This window comes from Taklimakanibacter albus, from assembly GCF_016595235.1.
In the GTDB taxonomy this organism is placed as follows: domain Bacteria; phylum Pseudomonadota; class Alphaproteobacteria; order Rhizobiales; family Aestuariivirgaceae; genus Taklimakanibacter; species Taklimakanibacter albus.
The window spans coordinates 159,055-176,367 of sequence record NZ_JAENHL010000008.1 but is presented as its reverse complement, the minus strand read 5'-3'; the positions used below and the strand labels follow the sequence as shown (position 1 = coordinate 176,367).

General features: G+C 63.1%; 13 protein-coding genes. 5 read left to right on the top strand and 8 right to left on the bottom strand.

Going from position 1 to position 17,313, the window contains the following annotated elements:
* The first annotated feature begins 16 nt into the window (after positions 1–16).
* A complete protein-coding gene (locus JHL16_RS23730; protein ID WP_200187391.1) occupies positions 17–2,704 on the top strand; it encodes a hypothetical protein in 2,688 nt (895 codons plus the stop codon).
* A gap of 48 nt (positions 2,705–2,752) precedes the next feature.
* On the opposite strand, the gene dmeF is transcribed toward JHL16_RS23730, so the two are convergent.
* The 3 genes from dmeF to dxs form a co-directional block, all read right to left on the bottom strand.
* Positions 2,753–3,694 carry a CDF family Co(II)/Ni(II) efflux transporter DmeF gene (gene dmeF / locus JHL16_RS23725; RefSeq protein ID WP_200187390.1) on the bottom strand — a complete coding sequence of 314 codons (942 nt, stop codon included), beginning with the start codon at positions 3,692–3,694 and terminating at the stop codon, positions 2,753–2,755.
* Positions 3,691–3,966, bottom strand: coding sequence for a metal/formaldehyde-sensitive transcriptional repressor (locus JHL16_RS23720; protein ID WP_137858621.1), 276 nt, complete (start codon positions 3,964–3,966; stop codon positions 3,691–3,693). Before JHL16_RS23720 ends, dmeF begins: the two co-directional genes overlap by 4 nt.
* Positions 3,967–4,263: 297 nt before the next feature.
* Complete coding sequence (gene dxs / locus JHL16_RS23715; protein WP_200187389.1) at positions 4,264–6,192, bottom strand: 1-deoxy-D-xylulose-5-phosphate synthase; 1,929 nt, start codon at positions 6,190–6,192, stop codon at positions 4,264–4,266.
* 188 nt (positions 6,193–6,380) lie between these two features.
* Here dxs and JHL16_RS23710 point away from each other — a divergent pair, with 188 nt between their 5' ends.
* The 4 genes from JHL16_RS23710 to JHL16_RS23695 all read left to right on the top strand — a co-directional run bounded on the left by JHL16_RS23710 (position 6,381) and on the right by JHL16_RS23695 (position 11,684).
* On the top strand, positions 6,381–7,961 hold the full coding sequence (locus JHL16_RS23710) for a peptide ABC transporter substrate-binding protein (protein ID WP_200187388.1): 1,581 nt from the start codon (positions 6,381–6,383) through the stop codon (positions 7,959–7,961).
* 70 nt (positions 7,962–8,031) lie between these two features.
* Positions 8,032–8,955, top strand: a complete 924-nt coding sequence (locus tag JHL16_RS23705) for an ABC transporter permease subunit (RefSeq protein ID WP_200187387.1) — start codon at positions 8,032–8,034, stop codon at positions 8,953–8,955.
* Complete coding sequence (locus tag JHL16_RS23700; protein ID WP_200187386.1) at positions 8,948–10,069, top strand: ABC transporter permease; 1,122 nt, start codon at positions 8,948–8,950, stop codon at positions 10,067–10,069. Before JHL16_RS23705 ends, JHL16_RS23700 begins: the two co-directional genes overlap by 8 nt.
* A 4-nt stretch (positions 10,070–10,073) precedes the next feature.
* A complete protein-coding gene (locus JHL16_RS23695; protein WP_200187385.1) occupies positions 10,074–11,684 on the top strand; it encodes an ABC transporter ATP-binding protein in 1,611 nt (536 codons plus the stop codon).
* Positions 11,685–11,689: 5 nt separating this feature from the next.
* Here the strand turns inward: JHL16_RS23695 and JHL16_RS23690 are convergent, their stop codons facing one another.
* The 5 genes from JHL16_RS23690 to JHL16_RS23670 form a co-directional block, all read right to left on the bottom strand.
* Positions 11,690–13,279, bottom strand: a complete 1,590-nt coding sequence (locus JHL16_RS23690; RefSeq protein ID WP_200187384.1) for an OpgD/OpgG family glucan biosynthesis protein — start codon at positions 13,277–13,279, stop codon at positions 11,690–11,692.
* A gap of 82 nt (positions 13,280–13,361) precedes the next feature.
* Positions 13,362–14,099: a proteasome-type protease gene (locus tag JHL16_RS23685; protein WP_200187383.1), complete on the bottom strand. Its 738-nt coding sequence runs from the start codon at positions 14,097–14,099 to the stop codon at positions 13,362–13,364.
* 19 nt (positions 14,100–14,118) lie between these two features.
* A complete protein-coding gene (locus tag JHL16_RS23680; protein WP_200187382.1) occupies positions 14,119–14,928 on the bottom strand; it encodes a transglutaminase family protein in 810 nt (269 codons plus the stop codon).
* Entirely contained in the window at positions 14,925–15,872 is a 948-nt protein-coding gene (locus tag JHL16_RS23675; RefSeq protein WP_200187381.1) for an alpha-E domain-containing protein, read from the bottom strand. Before JHL16_RS23675 ends, JHL16_RS23680 begins: the two co-directional genes overlap by 4 nt.
* Positions 15,872–17,266, bottom strand: a complete 1,395-nt coding sequence (locus JHL16_RS23670) for a circularly permuted type 2 ATP-grasp protein (RefSeq protein ID WP_246771143.1) — start codon at positions 17,264–17,266, stop codon at positions 15,872–15,874. Before JHL16_RS23670 ends, JHL16_RS23675 begins: the two co-directional genes overlap by 1 nt.
* Positions 17,267–17,313: the final 47 nt, after the last annotated feature.

Genomic DNA, 17,313 nt, shown 5'->3' with positions numbered 1-17,313 from the left:
AAAGGCGCCACGTTCCATGTCCTGGCAAGACCGTAAACCTGAGCCGGCTGAGAAACCCAAGCCGCGTCTCAGGCCGAATGTCTTTGCGCGGATGGCGCGCTTCTGCTTTCGCCATGGGCTGATCATCATCGCAGCCTGGATGGCGCTCGCCATTCCGGCCCTCGTCTTTGCCGTGACGGCGATGCAGATCCAGATTCAGGATCAGGTCCTGGTCACCGATAATTCGGCGGTCGGCGAGGAACAGAGCCGGCTCGCCGCGGAGTTTCCCGAGCCCAGCGAAAGCATCGTCGCCGTCATCGACAGCAAGGACCCGAAACTGGCGCGCAGCGGTGCCGAGCGCATGGCGGCCCGCATGGCCGAGCAGACCAATGTGTTCCGCAATGTCTTCGCGCCCGGCACCGGCCGCTTCTTCGACGATACCGGCGTTCTCTATCTGAACGAGGAGGGGGTGAGCGCCATGGCGGCGCGCATCGCGCGCTCGGGGCCCTTGTTCCAGGCACTCTCGATATCGCCCAATCTCACCGGTCTCGCGGTGCTCGCCGACCAGGTCGCCCGGGTCGCCGCGGAAGGCCGGTCACCCGAAGTGGTTGCGGCTCTCTTCAATGACGCCGCCAAGACGGTCCAGGCGCAGGTCGCCGGTCAGCGCCGCGATCTCGATTGGCCCTCGCTGATCGAGCATGGCGTCACCATCGAGAGTCCGCGCTGGTATGTGCTCTCCTATCCGATGGCCAATGGCGACGCCGATCCGGCGCGCCACGCGGTCGAGGAGGCGCGCCGCCTCGCCGATCTCACCCAAACCGAATTCGGCGGCCGCATATCGGTGCAGCTCACCGGCAGGCCGGTGCTGCGCGCCATGGCGCCACCGCTCGACATCCGTGTTCTGCTTCTGCCGGCGCTGCTGTCGGGCATCGTGCTCCTGGTGATCCTGGGCTTCGGTCTGTCGCGCTTCGGCTCGGTGATGATCGTGCTGTTGATGGCGGCGATCACCTTTGTCATCATCACCGCCTTGGCGCTTGCCGTGCTGGGCGCCTTCGACCGGGTCAGCCTTGCCTATCCGGTGCTGTTCTCAGGCGTGATCAGTATCACCACGATCTGCCTGATCCTGCGCGCCGAGGAGGCGGAGCAGTGTGGCAGTGGAAGGCTGGCCGCGGCGATGCTCGCGGCGCAGGCCATGGGCCTGCCGATGCTCGCCTGGCTCGCCGGAATTTCCGCCACCGGCTTTGCTCTCTATGGCAGCCCCTTTGTCGCGTTGCAGAAGCTCGCCATCGTTCTCGCCATCATGAGCGTCGTTATCTTCGTTGCGGCGGCGACCTTGCTGCCGGCCTTCCTGTCGCTGCTCAAGCCGCGTTTCCATGACGAGACGGACGAGGACGAGCGGGTCCACTGGCTCGACAATGTGATGGCGAAGCCTCCCTCCTATGGCTGGTGGTCGTTGCGCCGTGGCCTCGCGGCGACGCTGATCGCGGTCGCCGTGCTCTGCGCCTCGCTGGCGCCGGCCTTGCATTTCGAGAGCCCGACGGAAGTCACACGCAGCGGCACGAGTGCCGCCGAACGGCTGTTCCGCGATTTGTCGGCGCAGGAGCCTTCGCTCCTCGCCTCCGCCCAGATCCTGGCGGAGGCCGGCGATCCGGCGCGTATCCTGGTGCGCCGGCTCTCGACCTTGCCGCAGGTCGAAAGCATACGCTGGGTCGAAACTTTCCTGCCGCCGGGCGAGGCCGAGAAACGCGCCATACTGGCGAGACTCCAAGGCGTCTTTCCACGCAGCACCACCGCCGTTTCCGACATCCCCGATGATCTGCTGCGCGCTGAATTCGTGAAGCTTCAGGACGGCCTGCAGCGCATCGCCGCCGAGCCCAAGGCGACGCCGGAACTGGCGCAGGCCGCCAATGAGCTGCGCCGCAGCCTGCTGCTGCTCGACGGCAATGGCATCGCCAATCCGCAGGCGCTGCGCCAGCTTGAGCGCACCTTTTTTGTCCGCCTGCAGGTGCTGCTCGACCGCATCGACCGCCTGGCGCATCTCGATCCGCTCACCGTCGACCGGCTCGATCCGGCGATCCACCGCCAATATGTCTCGCGCACCGGCCTCTGGCGCATCGAGGTGCAGCCGCGCCGGCCTGACGACATCGAATCCTTCGCCGCCGCCTTGCGCAGTGTGACGCCCGCCGCCGCCGGCGCCGCTCTGGTCCAGGCCGACCGGCTCGCCGTCATGCGCGCCGCCATCCCCTCCTATGTCGGGGCGTGGACGCTGCTCATCCTCCTCCTGCCGCCGCTCCTTTTCCTCAGTCTGCGCAAGGCGATGCGCATCCTGCTGCCGGTGGTCACCGCGACGCTCCTGGCGCTCGGCGTCACCGCGATGATGGGATCGCATCTCTACCCCGAAAGCATCGCCGTCTTCGTGCTGCTGCTGTGCTTCACGCTCGGCGCCGCGACTCTCGCCGAGGCCTGGTACAATGCCCAGCCCAATGGCCAATGGCCGCAGGCGTCGTCGCGCCCGCGTGCGCTATTGCTCGCAGCCTTTCTGGTGCTCGCCGCCTTCGCGCCTTTGGTGCTCTCACCCTTGCCGGCGGTGCAGCAATTCGGCGTCCTGCTCCTCATCGCGATGGGGCTGAGCCTCGTCGCGCTCTTCGTGCTCCTGCCGCAATTGCGCGTGTGGACGGCGCCGCGGCGGCGCCGTGAGGAGGACGAAGAGGAAGAAGAATACTGATACCGGGGATCGGGATCAGAAGTGCCAGCTCAGGCCGGCGCCGCGATTCTATGCCGCCCGGGCCTCCACCTCGATCGTCACATGCGACAGATCGTGGATATGCGCGAGCTTGTCGCGATAGAAGGCCGGCGGCTTGGGCTCCGCCGAGAGGATCGCGACGATGGCGCCGTGATGGCCGGGGCCGAGCCGCCAGACATGCAGGTCGGTGATCTTTTCGTGTTCGTTCTCGATGGTGCCGCGGATCTCGTCGGGCAGGTCCTCGCCGACCGGCAGGTAATCGACCAGCACACCGCCTGTATCGCGGATAAGGCCCCAGGACCAGCGTGCGATCACGAGGGCGCCGACGATGCCCATGGCCGGATCGAGCCACAGCCAGCCATAGAGGCTGCCGGTGAGCAGCGCGGCGATGGCGAGCACCGATGTGAACCCGTCGGCCAGCACATGCATGTAAGCGGCGCGCAGATTGTTGTCGTCGCCATGATGGTCGTGGTGATCGTGGCCGTGATCATGATGATGATCGTGATGGTGGCCGTGATGATGATCGCCGCTGAGCAGCCAGGCGCTGGCGAGATTGACGATGAGTCCGGCCACCGCGACGACGATCGCCTGGTTGAAGTCGATCGGCACGGGAGAAGTGAGACGCAGGACGCTTTCCCAGCCGATCATCAGCGCGATGAGCGCCAGGATGACGGCGCTGGCGAAGCCGGCGAGCTCGCCGAGCTTGCCGGTGCCGAAGGTGAAGCGGCGGTTCTCGGCATTCTTGCGGGCGTAATAATAGGCGAGCGCCGTGATCAGCATCGCGGCGGCATGAGTAGCCATGTGCCAGCCATCGGCGACCAGCGCCATCGAGCCAAAGATCGTGCCGGCGGTGATCTCCACCACCATCATCGTCGCGGTGAGGGCGATCACCAGCCAAGTGCGCTTCTCGTTGCGGGCATGACCATGGCCTAGAAACACATGGGCGTGGCCGGGTTCGGAGGCGATCGTCATTTGAGATAGGTCCGGACGACCTCGATGAGCTCGGCGGCGCCTTTGGCATATTCGGACTGCGGCTGCTTGTCAGGATCGATGATGTGGTTGCGAATGTGGTCTTCGAGGATTTCGGCGGTGAGCCCGTTGACGGCGCCGCGCATCGAGGCGGCAAGCATGAGCACGTCGGTACAGCCGAGCTCGGCCTCGAGCGCCCGCTCCAGGGCTTCGGCCTGGCCCTTGATGCGGCGCACCCGCGCCATCAGCCGCGTCTTGTCTTTGACGGTATGCATCGTTCCTCACCTCGGAATATAGGGTAGGGGGTTATCTTATATATGCCAGAGAGTCAAATATCCGCCTTTGGGCGGGCGTCAGGAGGAGTGAGGTTTATGATGCAAGAGGGCCCTTGCAGGACGGCGTCAGGCAAGGGCCCTCGAGGCGCCAGGGATCTTACCGGGGGCACGTGGTCGATCCCCGGGCGCCAAAGAACTACTCTAGGTAAATTTAAATGCAATGATGTATCGGCTGCGCATGAGGCCCGATCGGAGAAACTGATGGGCTTGGCAGCGTGCTGCGTGACGGCTTTCGCGTCAGGCCAGGGTCTTGAAGTCCAGGCTGCGGGTCGGGTCGCCCAGCGCCGCCAGCACTTCGGCGACGATCGACTTCTCGGTCAAGCCGGCATCCTCATACTGCTCCTTGGGCGTCGCATGCGAGACGAAGCGGTCGGGCAGATAGATGGTGCGGACATGGCAGCCGCTGTTGAACAGATTGGCGCGCGCCAGATAGTGCAGCACCTGCGTGCCGAAGCCGCCAATGGCGCCTTCCTCGACCGTCACCAGCACCTCATGGCCATGCACCAGCCGGCGGACCAGATCCTCATCGAGGGGCTTGGCGAAGCGCGCATCGGCGACCGTTGCCGGCAGGCCCAGGCTCTGCAGCTGGTCGGCCGCCTTGAGACATTCCTGCAGCCGCGCGCCGAAGGAGAGCAGGGCGATCTTGCCGCCTTCGCGCAGGATGCGGCCGCGCCCGATTTCGAGCGGCACGCCTTCTTCGGGCATGTCGACGCCGACGCCTTCGCCGCGCGGATAGCGGAAGGCCGAAGGCCGGTCGTCGATCGCGACGGCGGTCGCCACCATATGTACGAGCTCGGCCTCGTCCGCGGCCGCCATGACGACGAAATCGGGCAGGCAGGAGAGATAGCCGATGTCGAAGCTGCCGGCATGCGTCGCGCCATCCTGGCCGACGAGTCCGGCGCGGTCGATGGCGAAGCGCACCGGCAGCCGTTGCAGCGCCACGTCATGCACGACCTGGTCATAGGCGCGCTGCAGGAAGGTGGAATAGATGGCGCAGAAGGGCTTGAAGCCCTCGACCGCGAGCCCGGCGGCGAAAGTGACGGCATGCTGCTCGGCGATGCCGACATCGAACATGCGGGTTGGGAAGCGCTCGGCGAATTTGTCGAGGCCGGTGCCGGACGGCATGGCGGCGGTGATGCCGACGATCTTGTCGTCCTTCTCGCCATGGGCGATCAGCGCCTTGGCGAAGACCGAGGTATAGGTCGGCGCGTTGGAGACGCTTTTCGCCATCTCGCGGGTGACGGGATCGAATTTCGAGACGGCGTGGTATTTTTCCCGGTCCGGCTTGGCGAAGGGATGGCCCTTGCCCTTTTCCGTCACCACATGGACGAGCACCGGGCCAAGCTGCTCGGCGTCGCGCACATTCTGCAGGATGGGCACCAGCGTATCGATATTGTGCCCGTCGATGGGCCCGACATAATAGAAGCCGAGCTCTTCGAACAAGGTGCCGCCGGTCAGCATGCCGCGCGCATATTCATCCGCCCGCTGAGCGGCGGTCCGCAAGGTGCGCGGGAACTTCATGGCGAGCTGCTTGGCGATGTCGCGCAGCGACAGGAAAGAGCGCGACGAGACGAGCCAGGACAGATAGTTGGTCAGTGCCCCGACGGCGGGGGCGATCGACATGCCATTGTCGTTGAGGACGACGATGAGTCGGGTGTCGAGGGCGCCCGCATTGTTCATCGCCTCATAGGCCATGCCGGCACTCATGGCCCCGTCGCCGATGACGCAGACGACGTGGTTGTCCTCCTGCTTCATGTCGCGCGCCACGGCCATGCCAAGACCGGCCGAGATCGAGGTCGAGCTGTGGGCGGCGCCGAAGGGGTCGTATTCGCTTTCGCTGCGCTTGGTGAAGCCATAGAGGCCGTCGCGCTGGCGGATCTGGCGGATGCGGTCGCGCCGGCCGGTGAGGATCTTGTGCGGATAGGTCTGGTGGCTGACGTCCCAGATCAGCCGGTCCTTGGGCGTATTGAACACATAGTGCAACGCCACAGTGAGCTCGATGACACCGAGGCCGGCGCCGAAATGGCCACCCGTCTTGGCCGCGGCGGCGATCGTTTCAGCCCGGAGTTCCTCGGCGACCTGGCGCAGTTGCTGAGGGCTCAACCTGCGCAGCGCCGCCGGATCGTTAACGCTGTCGAGCAGGGGGGTATGATCGTTTTTGGTCATTTGCCGACTTCATAATCGGGGGGTGCCGGCCACGCAATTCAAATTCTTTGACGCCTGGATATTGAACTTTCGACCAGCATTACAGGACATGGGACAAAGCCGTGGGCGATGCTATAGTGCGCCCCGTCTGGACCGACGGCTTTTGGCAATTCTGCCCTTAACGGAGCCGTCAACATGGGAGGAACTAGATGAAAAAAAGCCTGCGATCGCTGCTTCTGGCGACGGCACTCGTATCGATAAGCTATTCGGCGGCTTTCGCCGAAATGATCTACAACAGAGGCAATTCGGCCGACCCCGAAACCCTCGACCCGCATAAGACCTCGACTGTTTATGAAGCGCATATCCTGCGCGATCTGTTCTCCGGCCTCGTCATGCAAGACGCCAAGGCCGACGTCATTCCGGGCGCCGCCGAAAGCTGGAAGATCTCCGATGACGGCACCGTTTACACGTTCAACCTGCGCAAGGGCGCGACCTGGTCGAATGGCGACCCTGTCACCGCCGATGATTTTGTCTATTCCTTCCGTCGCCTCGAGGACCCGGCGACCGCGGCCGAATATGCCTCGATGATGTATGTCATCAAGAACGGCCAGGAAGTGAACGAAGGCAAGATGAAGCCGGACGAGCTGGCTGTGAAGGCGGTCGACGCCAATACATTCGAAGTCACGCTCAAGTCGCCGACACCTTACTTCCTCGAGATGCTGACGCATCAGGCGAACTACCCGGTGCACAAGGCCTCGCTCGAGAAGCTCGGCGCCGACTGGATCAAGCCCGGCAATCTCGTCTCCAACGGCGCCTATACGCTCGCCGAATTCGTGCCGAACGATCACATCAAGCTGGTCAAGAATCCGAAATTCTACGAAGCCGACCAGGTCAAGGTCGACACCGTGAACTATTTCCCGACCGAAGACCGTTCGACCGCCATCAAGCGTTTTGAGGCGGGTGAGCTCGATTCGAACGACGATATGCCGCTCGAGCAGCTTACTGAGCTCAAGGCCAAGTTTGGCGACCAGGTTCACATCGGTCCGTATCTCGGCACCTACTACTATGCCGTGAAGACTGACAAGGAGCCGTGGTCCAATCCGAAGCTGCGCCGCGCCATCTCGATGGCGATCGACCGCGACTTCATCGCCGAGAAGGTCTGGGGCAACAGCATGATCCCCGGCTATTCCATGGTGCCTCCGGGCATTGCGGGCTATGAGCCGGCCATCGCCGATTATGCCGAGATGTCGCAGATCGACCGTGAGGACGAGGCCAAGAAGATCCTCACCGAGCTCGGCTACGGCCCCGACAAGCCGCTGAAGCTCGAGATTCGCTACAATACGTCGGAAAACCACAAGAACACCGCGGTCGCCATCCAGGAGCAGCTCAAGCCGCTCGGCATCGAGGTGACGATGGTCAACACCGACACCAAGACGCATTACGGCTTCCTGGAGCAGAAGGGCGACTACGATCTGGCCCGCGCTGCCTGGATCGCCGACTACAAGGATCCCGAGACTTTCCTCGGCATCACCCGCAAGGCGAGCGGCAACAACTACTCGAACTACAACAGCCCGAAATATGAAGAGCTGATGGACAAGGCGGCCGCCGCCGGCGGCAATCCCGCCGAGCGCTCGAAGCTGCTCTCGCAAGCCGAAAGGGTGTTGGTCGATGATCTCGGCAACATTCCGTTGCTCTATTACAGCTACCACAATCTCGTGTCGCCGAAGCTGAAAGGCTTCGAGGACAACGTCATGGACGTGCATCCGACGCGCTTTATCAGCAAGGAATAACTGGGGTGAAGCAGCCGTCGTTTCCAATGGGAAACGGCGGCTGCGCCTTGCCAAGATAGGGGGGCGCGCCATGCTGCGCTATGTCTTCCGGCGGTTATTGACTGCCATTCCGACGCTCTTCGTGATCGTCACGATTTCGTTTTTCCTGATCCGTGTCGCGCCGGGCGGCCCGTTCAACCAGGAACGCGGGCTCAATCCTGTGATCAAGGCCAATCTCGAGCGCCAGTTCGGCCTCGATCAACCGTTGTGGATGCAGTATCTGCATTACCTCAACAATCTGCTGCACGGCAATTTCGGCCCGAGCTATAACCTGCCGGACTTCACCGTCGCCGAATTGTTCAAGGTCGGCCTGCCGGTCTCGATCCAGGTCGGCGCCTCGGCGCTCATCCTGGCGCTGATCATCGGCACCGTCCTCGGCGTCATCGCCGCGCTCAGGCAGAACAAGGGCGCGGATTACGCCGTCATCGCCACCGCGACGGCGGGCAGCACGGTTCCGACCTTCGTGATCGCCCCGATTTACCAGCTCATCTTCGCCACGACCTTGGCGCTGGTGCCGGTCGCGACCTGGGGCGGCGGGGCGCTTGTCAACAAGATCGGCCCGATCATTACGCTGGCTTTGCCGCAGATCGCCATCGTGGCGCGCCTGATGCGCGGCTCGATGATCGAGGCGCTGCGTTCGCATCATATCCGCACCGCGAGGGCGCTCGGGCTTTCCGACTGGAGCATCATCGTCAAGCATGCCTTGCGTGGCGCATTGCTGCCGATCGTGTCCTATTCGGGCCCGGCGGCGGCTGCTTTGCTCACCGGCTCGATCATCGTCGAGACGATCTTCCAGATTCCGGGGGTCGGACGCTACTTCGTCGAGGCGGCGCTCAACCGCGATTATACTCTGGTCATGGGTACCGTGGTGGTCATCGCGCTTTTCACCATCCTGTTCAATCTCATCGTCGACATCCTCTATGCCGCGGTCGATCCGAGGGTGCGTTATGACTGACATCACCACGACGCAAGCTCCTTTCGTTGGACGCTCGCTCTGGGCGGATGCGCTGGCCAGGCTCAAGGCCAACAAGGCGGCGATGTTCAGCCTGATCTATCTGGCGCTGATGGCCATCGCCTGCGTCTTCGGCCCTTATTTCGTGCCGCATCCCTATACGACGATCTATCCCGATTATGTCCGCACGCCGCCGAGCCTTTCGGCCTATCCGCAGGCCGAGATGATCGATACGGCCCTCAAGGACGCGGTGCGCCGCATGCGGGTCGATCTCGAGGAATGGCATGAGCAGGACGAGCGCATCTTCGTGACCGTTTCCTCGCCCAAGCCGATCGACGAGCGCGTCACCCGCTATCTCGACCGCTCCGACACGTTCGACAACTCCCGCATCGAGAGCAAGTCAGCGGACGGGCTCAAGCTCACCTTGAGCGCCACCGTCGAGAAGGAATATTTCTATTTCGGTACCGACAATACCGGCCGCGACCTGCTCTCCCGGGTGCTGATGGGTGGACGCATTTCACTCGCCATCGGATTGCTCGCCGGCTGCGTCGCTGTCTGCATCGGCGTCCTCTATGGCGCGACCGCCGGCTTCCTGGGCGGCAAGACCGACGAGATCATGATGCGTATCGTCGACATTCTCTATTCGCTGCCCTTCATCTTCTTCGTGATCATGCTGGTGGTGTTCTTCGGCCGCAATTTCGTGCTCATGTTCCTGGCCGTCGGCGCCGTTCTATGGCTCGACATGGCGCGTATCGTGCGTGGCCAGGCCCTGTCGATCAGGCGGCAGGAATATGTCCAGGCCGCCGAAGCCCTGGGCGTGAGCAGCGGCGGCATATTGCTGCGCCATATCGTGCCCAATCTCCTGGGGCCGGTGGTCATCTACATGACCTTGCTGGTGCCGCAGGTCATCATCCTCGAGAGCTTCCTGTCCTTCCTGGGATTGGGCGTGCAGGAGCCGATGACGAGCTGGGGTGTGCTCATCTCGCAGGGGGCGAAGAATATCGGCTCGGCAAACTGGCTCTTGCTGTACCCGGCCTTCTTCCTGGTCTCGACACTCTTCGCCCTCAATTTCATTGGCGATGGTCTGCGCGACGCGCTCGACCCGAAGGATCGGTGACGCCATGGCCGGCAATGACAACATTCTTTCGGTCGAGAATCTGAGAGTTCGCTTCCACACCCTCGACGGCATGGTCGAAGCGGTCAAAGGCATCAATATGTATGTCAAGCCCGGCGAGACGGTCGCCGTGGTGGGTGAATCGGGGTCCGGCAAAAGCCAGACCATGATGGCGGCGATGCGGCTTCTCGCCTCCAATGGCGAGGCGACCGGTACGATCGCCTATCGCGGCGCCAATCTGCTGACCCTGACCAAGTCCGAGCTCAACGAGGTGCGCGGCCGCAAGATCACCATGATCTTCCAGGAGCCGATGACCTCGCTCGATCCGCTCTACACCATCGGCAATCAGCTGATGGAGCCGATCATGCGGCATCGCAAGGTGGGCGCCGAGGAGGCGCGCAAGGAAGCGGTCAAGGTGCTGAAGCTGGTGCGCATCCCCGAGCCCGAGCGGCGGATGAAGTCGTACCCCTATGAGATGTCGGGTGGCCAGCGCCAGCGCGTGATGATCGCCATGGCGATCGCCAACGATCCCGATCTCCTGATCGCCGATGAGCCGACCACCGCGCTCGACGTGACGATCCAGGCGGAAATCCTCAATCTCATGGCCGACCTGCGCAAGCGCCTCGGCATGAGCATGATCTTCATCACTCATGACCTCAACATCGTGCGGCGCATCGCCGACCGGGTCTATGTGATGAAACTGGGCGAGGTGGTGGAGGAGGGCGAGACCCGTGCCATCTTCGCCAATCCCAAGCATCCTTATACCAAGGCGCTGCTCGCCGCCGAGCCGACCGGCCACAAGGAGCCGGTGCCCAAAACGGCGCCGACCATGCTCGACGGCACCGATATGCGCGTCACCTTCAAGATCGGCGGCGGCTTCCTGGCCGGCGATCCGATCTATCTGAAAGCGGTCGATCGCGTTTCGGTGAAGCTGAGGCGCGGCCAGACCATCGGCATCGTCGGTGAATCGGGATCCGGCAAGTCGACGCTGGCGCGCGCTTTGCTGCGGATGGTGCCGAGCGAGGGCGCCATTCATTTCGACGGCCGCAATATCGAGAAATTCGATACGCAGCAGATGCGCCCCTTGCGCAAGCAGCTGCAGATCGTGTTTCAGGATCCCTTCGGCTCGCTGAGCCCGCGTCTGACATCCGGCCAGATCGTCACCGAAGGCCTCCTGGTGCATGAGCCGTCGATCACCTCGAAGGAGCGCGACCGGCGCGCCGCGCAGGCTTTCACCGAAGTGGGGCTCGATCCCGCCAACCGCAACCGTTATCCGCATGAATTCTCAGGCGGCCAGCGCCAGCGCATCGCCATCGCCCGCGCCATCATCCTGAAGCCCAAAGTGGTGGTGCTGGACGAGCCGACCTCGGCGCTCGACCGCCAGGTGCAGAAGCAGATCGTCGACCTGCTGCGCGATCTGCAGCAGGCGCACAACCTGTCCTATCTGTTCATCAGCCACGATCTGGCCGTGGTGCGCGCCATGGCCGACCACATCATGGTGATGAAGGACGGCCGTATGGTGGAGCAGGGCAGCCCTGAGGAGATCTTCGACCATCCGCATGAGGAATATACCAAGCGGCTGATGGCGGCGGCTTTCGCCGATCATGCGGTGGCGTGAGGGACTCAGCTCTGCTCGTCGGGCGTCGGATGATACTGGTAGATCCAGGTCTCGGTCAGATCCTGGCCGCCGTTCCTCAGGAAAAGCCTGAGCTCGACCGGAGTCGTGCCGGTGACGGCGAGGTCGAACTGGGCGCGCCAATGGCCGGGAACGCCGTTCGGCACCGCTTCGCTGAAGACATAGGAGAAAGAGCCGCGCGATGCCCATAGAACCACTTCCGGCTTGACGCCGTAAGGGATGTTCACCAGCGGCCCGCCTAGAAATTCGACCATGAATTTACGCACGCCCCTGGGCCGTGGCTGGCCGGGCTGGCCGCCATTGCCGAGGCGGGTGGCGACGCAGCGCGCCATGCTGGTGGGATAGGGCTCATCGGCGCGCCAGTGCAGGCGATAGCGGAAGCGATAGCTCGCCCCGGCCTTGGCGGGTTCCGCCGGCACCCAGGCGGCGACGATATTGTCATGGATCTCGTCATCGGTCGGCAGCTCGAAAAGCTGCACCGCACCCTGGCCCCAAGCATCGAGGGGCTCCACCCACAGGCTTGGCCGGCGGTCATACAGGACGCCGTCCTGATAGTGGTCGAAGTTGCGGTCACGCTGCGAAAGACCGAAGCCGCGCGGATTCATGTCCTCGAAAGACGAGTCGATGATGCGCGGTGGATTATTGAGCGGTCGCCAGATGCGCTCGCCCTTTCCGCTCCACAAAGCGAGGCCGTCGGAATCATGCACTTCCGGGCGCCAGTCGACGAGCTCCGGCTTGCGCGTCTCGGAGAACCAATACATCGAGGTCATCGGCGCGATGCCGAGACGGGCGATATCGGTCCTGAGGAAGAGCGCCTTCTCGACCTCCATGACGACGCCCTTGTCGCGCGTCATGGCGAAACGATAGGCGCCGGCAAGGCTGGGTCCATCGAGCAATGCATAGACAACGACCGTGCCGTCGTCGCCTGCGGGCGTCTCGAAATAGAAATGGGTGAAGCAGGGAAATTCCTCGACGCGGTCGGGGAGCGCGATATTGACGGCGATGCCACGGGCGGACAGACCATATTGATAGAGCTCACCGATGGCGCGGAAATAGGACGCGCCGAGAAAGGCGACCCAGTCGTTCCGGCGCCAGCCGAGCTTGGCCTGATCGCCGCGCCGGCTTTCCTGGAAGCGGAAGCCGGCGAAGCCGCTGTCGCGTGGAAGCGCGCGGGCCGGGCTGTCGATCGGCATCTCGAAATAAGCGGGATCGTAGATGATCTCGCGCGCGCTCGTGCCCGTAACGAGATGCATGCGCGCCGGCACCTGGAAATATTTGCCGAGATGGAAGAAGGTGACGGGGAAGGGGCCCGGCCCCTCGGCAAAGAGGGCGCGGCCCGTATCGAACCTGATCTGGCCATGCGCCTGATAGTCGATGCGGTTGAGAATGTCGCGCGGCGGCACGGGTGGCGCGACATAGGGCGTGCCGGCCAGACGCCTCGCCTCATCGATGAGCGTGGCGAAGGAGAAGCTGGTCTCGATGCCGAATTTCAAGCCGTTCGCAGCATGGGCGCTGACCGGAAGGCCGAAAGCGACCGCGGCCGCGCCTGCCGCCAGGAAGTCACGACGGTTCATCATGACTGAAGGATATCCCTCTTGCCGTTTTGCGGCCTAGACATAGCGATCTGGCGCCGGGCCGCAAATTAGGAAACCGTAATGATCAGATATCGAATTCGTCGATGGCGCCGAAGGCCTGGCGTAGGGCCTTGCCCCAGTCGGTAGACAGCTTGCGGAAATAGGGATCGTCGCGTTCGATGCGCCTTATGCGTTCGAGCTTGAGCATATCCTTCTCATAGACGAGGAGGTCGATCGGCATGCCGACGCTCAGATTTGAACGGATGGTGGAATCGAAGGACAGCAGCACGAGCTTCGCCGCCTCGCCGAGACGCATATTCTGGTCGCTCACCCGGTCGAGAATAGGCTTGCCATATTTATGCTCGCCGATCTGCAGGAACGGCGTATCGGCGGTGGCCTCGATGAAATTGCCGGCCGAATAGATCTGGAACATCCGGGGCGGTTCGGCGCCGATCTGACCGGCGAACAGGAAGCTCGCCGAGAATGTGTCTTCCGACTGGAACAGCTGGCTATCATCGCTCTTCTGCACGTCGCGCACCGCGCGGCCAACGATCTGGGCGGCCTGGAACATCGTCTTGGCGTTGAACAGATTGTCGACGGCGCCGCGCTTGCGCAAGGACAGCGTTCCTTCCGTGAGAAGGCTGACGACGGCTTGCGTGGTGGCGAGATTGCCGGATGTGGCGAGGGCGAAGACCCGCTTGCCCGGTTGCGACCAGTTATGCAGCTTCCTGAAGGTCGCGATATTGTCGAGACCGGCATTGGTGCGCGTATCGGCCGCCAGGACGAAACCGTCCTTCATCAGCAATCCCACGCAATAGGTCATTGGGCACTCCTGGATATTCTTACTGCTCAGCGGGCTGGACCAGAACCGAGACCGTCATATTTTCGGTCTCACCGCCACGCCGGCTGCCGCGTACAGGCACTACACCTTGCGCGTCAAGACCTGTCGCCACGCGCACATAATCGGCGGTGGGGCATTTGCAGTTTGCCGCATCGAACCCGACCCAGCCGAGTTGCGGGACGAGTGCCTCGGCCCAGGCATGGCTTGCCGTTGCGGGAAGGGCGCCGTCGGTGACGAGATAGCCGGTGACATAGCGCCCGGGAATACCGATGAGCCTCAGAATCGAGAGCATCGCATGGGCATGATCCTGGCAGACGCCCTTGCCGTCGGCCAAGGCCTGGGCGGCTGTCGTATGGTAATGCGTCGCGCCGATTTCATAGGCGATGCGGCCATGGATCTCGCCCATGATCGCATGGATAAGATCGAGCGGCTTATGCTGCCGGGCCTGCGCCGCCTGCGCGATTTCGGCGAGCTCCGGGCTCGGCTCGGTGGCGTCGGTCTGGCGCAGAAAGACATTGTCGGGCGACGGACAAATGAGCCCACGCACCACGCCCGCCGAATCCTCGACCTCGACGACGCCCTCGGCGACCACCGTCACATGATCATGGGCGCCTTGCGAGGTGACGACATGCACCTGGTTTCCGAAGCCGTCGCGATAGGTCAGCGCGTTATCAATGCCGGGCGCCTCGATCTTCCACGACTGTACCTTCTGGGCCGCGAAAGAGGCGGGCGTCAGATGCAGCCGCTGTATCGACGAGCGGACACTCGTCTCATAATCATATTTCGTCTCGTGGCGGATATGCAGCTTCATGGGAAGTTATAGGTCTGAGCGATCTGAGCGGCGATCCGGTTGTTGGCGTTGACGAAGTCCTGCAGGAATTCGTGCAGCCCGCTCTGGAAGATGTCGTCCATATTGCCGGCTTTCAGGCGGGCATAAAGCTCGGTCGCCTCGGTTTGGCACTCATAACGCTGGCCATAGAGCTCACCCAGGCCGTTGAGCGAACGGGTGAGCCACTGATAGCAGAAGATGAGCGAGCGCGGCATTTCCTCGCGAAGGATCAGGAACTCCGCCACCAGCCACGGCCGATAAGTGCTGTCGCGATAGAACCAGCGATAGGCGCGATGCGCCGAAACCGAGCGCAGCACGGTCGACCATTGCTGGATGTCGACATCGGAGCCGACATCGCTGGGTTTCGGCAGCAGGATGTAATATTTCACATCGAGAATGCGCGCGGTGTTGTCGGCGCGTTCGATGAAGGTGCCGAGCTGGCTGAAGTAATAGGTGTCATGCCGGAGCATGGTGCCGAGCAGAGCGCCGCGGAACAGCATGGCGCGCTGCTTGATCCAGTCGAGAAAGCCGGGCAGCCGGTCAGGCCCGATCGAGCCCGGCGTGATCTGGGAATATTCGTTCCACGTGCCGTTGAGACTCTCCCACACATCGCGGGTGAGCGCGGTGCGCACGGCGCGGCCATTGTTGCGCGCCGTTCTCAGACAGGTACGCACGCTCGAGGGATTGTCGTCGTCGAACAGCAGATGATGGATGATTTCGGGCGTGGTGATGTCCTTGTGCTTGGCGAAGTAGCTCGCCTCGCAGGCGGCACTGGTGAGCGTCGAGCGCCAGTCGTCGCGATGGCCCTCGATGGCGCGCGGCATCAGCGAGATGCGGTAGCCCACCTCGAGAAGCCGCGCCATGTTCTCGGCCCGCTCGACATAGCGCGACAACCAGAACAGCGAGGCGGCGGTGCGGCCGAGCATCAGTCCTCCAACACCCAGGTGTCTTTCGTGCCCCCGCCCTGGCTCGAATTCACGACGAGCGAGCCGTCTTTCAGGGCGACGCGCGTGAGCCCGCCGGGCGTGATGCGGATGCGATCGCCGGTGAGCACGAAGGGACGCAGATCGATATGGCGCGATGCCACGCCGGATCCGGTAAAAGTCGGCGAGGCGGACAGCGCCAGCGTCGGCTGGGCAATGTAGTTTTTTGGATTTGCCTTCAGCCGGGCGCGGAATTCCTCGATCTCGCGGGAGGACGATGTCGGCCCGACCAGCATGCCGTAGCCGCCCGAGCCATGCACTTCCTTGACCACCAGCTCGGCCAGGTGATCGAGCACATATTTGAGAGCTTGTGGCTCGCCGCAGCGCCAGGTCGGCACATTCTTCAAGAGCGGTTTTTCGCCGGTATAGAATTCGATGACATCGGGAATATAGGTATAGATCGACTTGTCGTCGGCGATGCCGGTGCCCGGCGCGTTGACCAGCGTGACGCGTCCCGCCCGGTAGAGATCGAACAGGCCCGGCACGCCGAGCGCTGAGTCGGGACGGAAGGTGAGGGGATCGAGAAACGCATCGTCGATCCGGCGATAGACGACATCGACGCGTTTCGGCTCCTGCGTGGTGCGCATATAGAGATGGCCGCCTTCGACGAAGAGATCGGAGCCCTCGCAGAGCTCGACCCCCATCTCGTCGGCGAGAAACGCATGTTCGAAGAAGGCCGAGTTGTGGATGCCGGGGGTCAGCAGGACGACGGTCGGCTCGCCCTTGCAGCCGGAAGGTGCGACGCTTTCGAGCGTGCTGCGCAGCATCGCCGGATAGTTTTCGACCGGCGCCACCCGATGGCGTTTGAACAGGTCGGGAAACAGGAACATCATCGCTTCCCGGTCTTCCAGCATGTAGGAAACACCAGAGGGCGTGCGGCAATTGTCTTCGAGCACGTAGAACTCGGTCTCGCTCACCCTCACGATATCGACGCCGATGATGTGGGCATAGACTCCGCGCGGCGGCGTCAGGCCCACCATTTGCGGGACGAAGGCGGCATTCTGCAGAATGATATCCTGCGGGATGCGCCCGGCGCGCAGGATCTCCTGGCGATGATAGAGATCATGCAGAAACGCGTTGAGCGCCCTGACGCGCTGCTCGATGCCGATGGTGAGCCGGCGCCATTCCATGGCGGAGAAGACGCGCGGAATGATGTCGAAGGGGATGAGGCGTTCCGAGGCCTCTTCTGCACCATAGACGGCGAAGGTGATGCCGAGACGGCGGAAGATGCCTTCGGCTTCCTTGAGGGCGCGCTCGACATGCGCCGTTCCGAGTGAGCCGACCCAGTCGTGGATCTGCGCATAGGGGCCACGGACGGAACCGTCCGGATTCAACATTTCGTTGAAGATACTCCCCATCGGCCTCCTCAGAGCGGCGGCTCTCT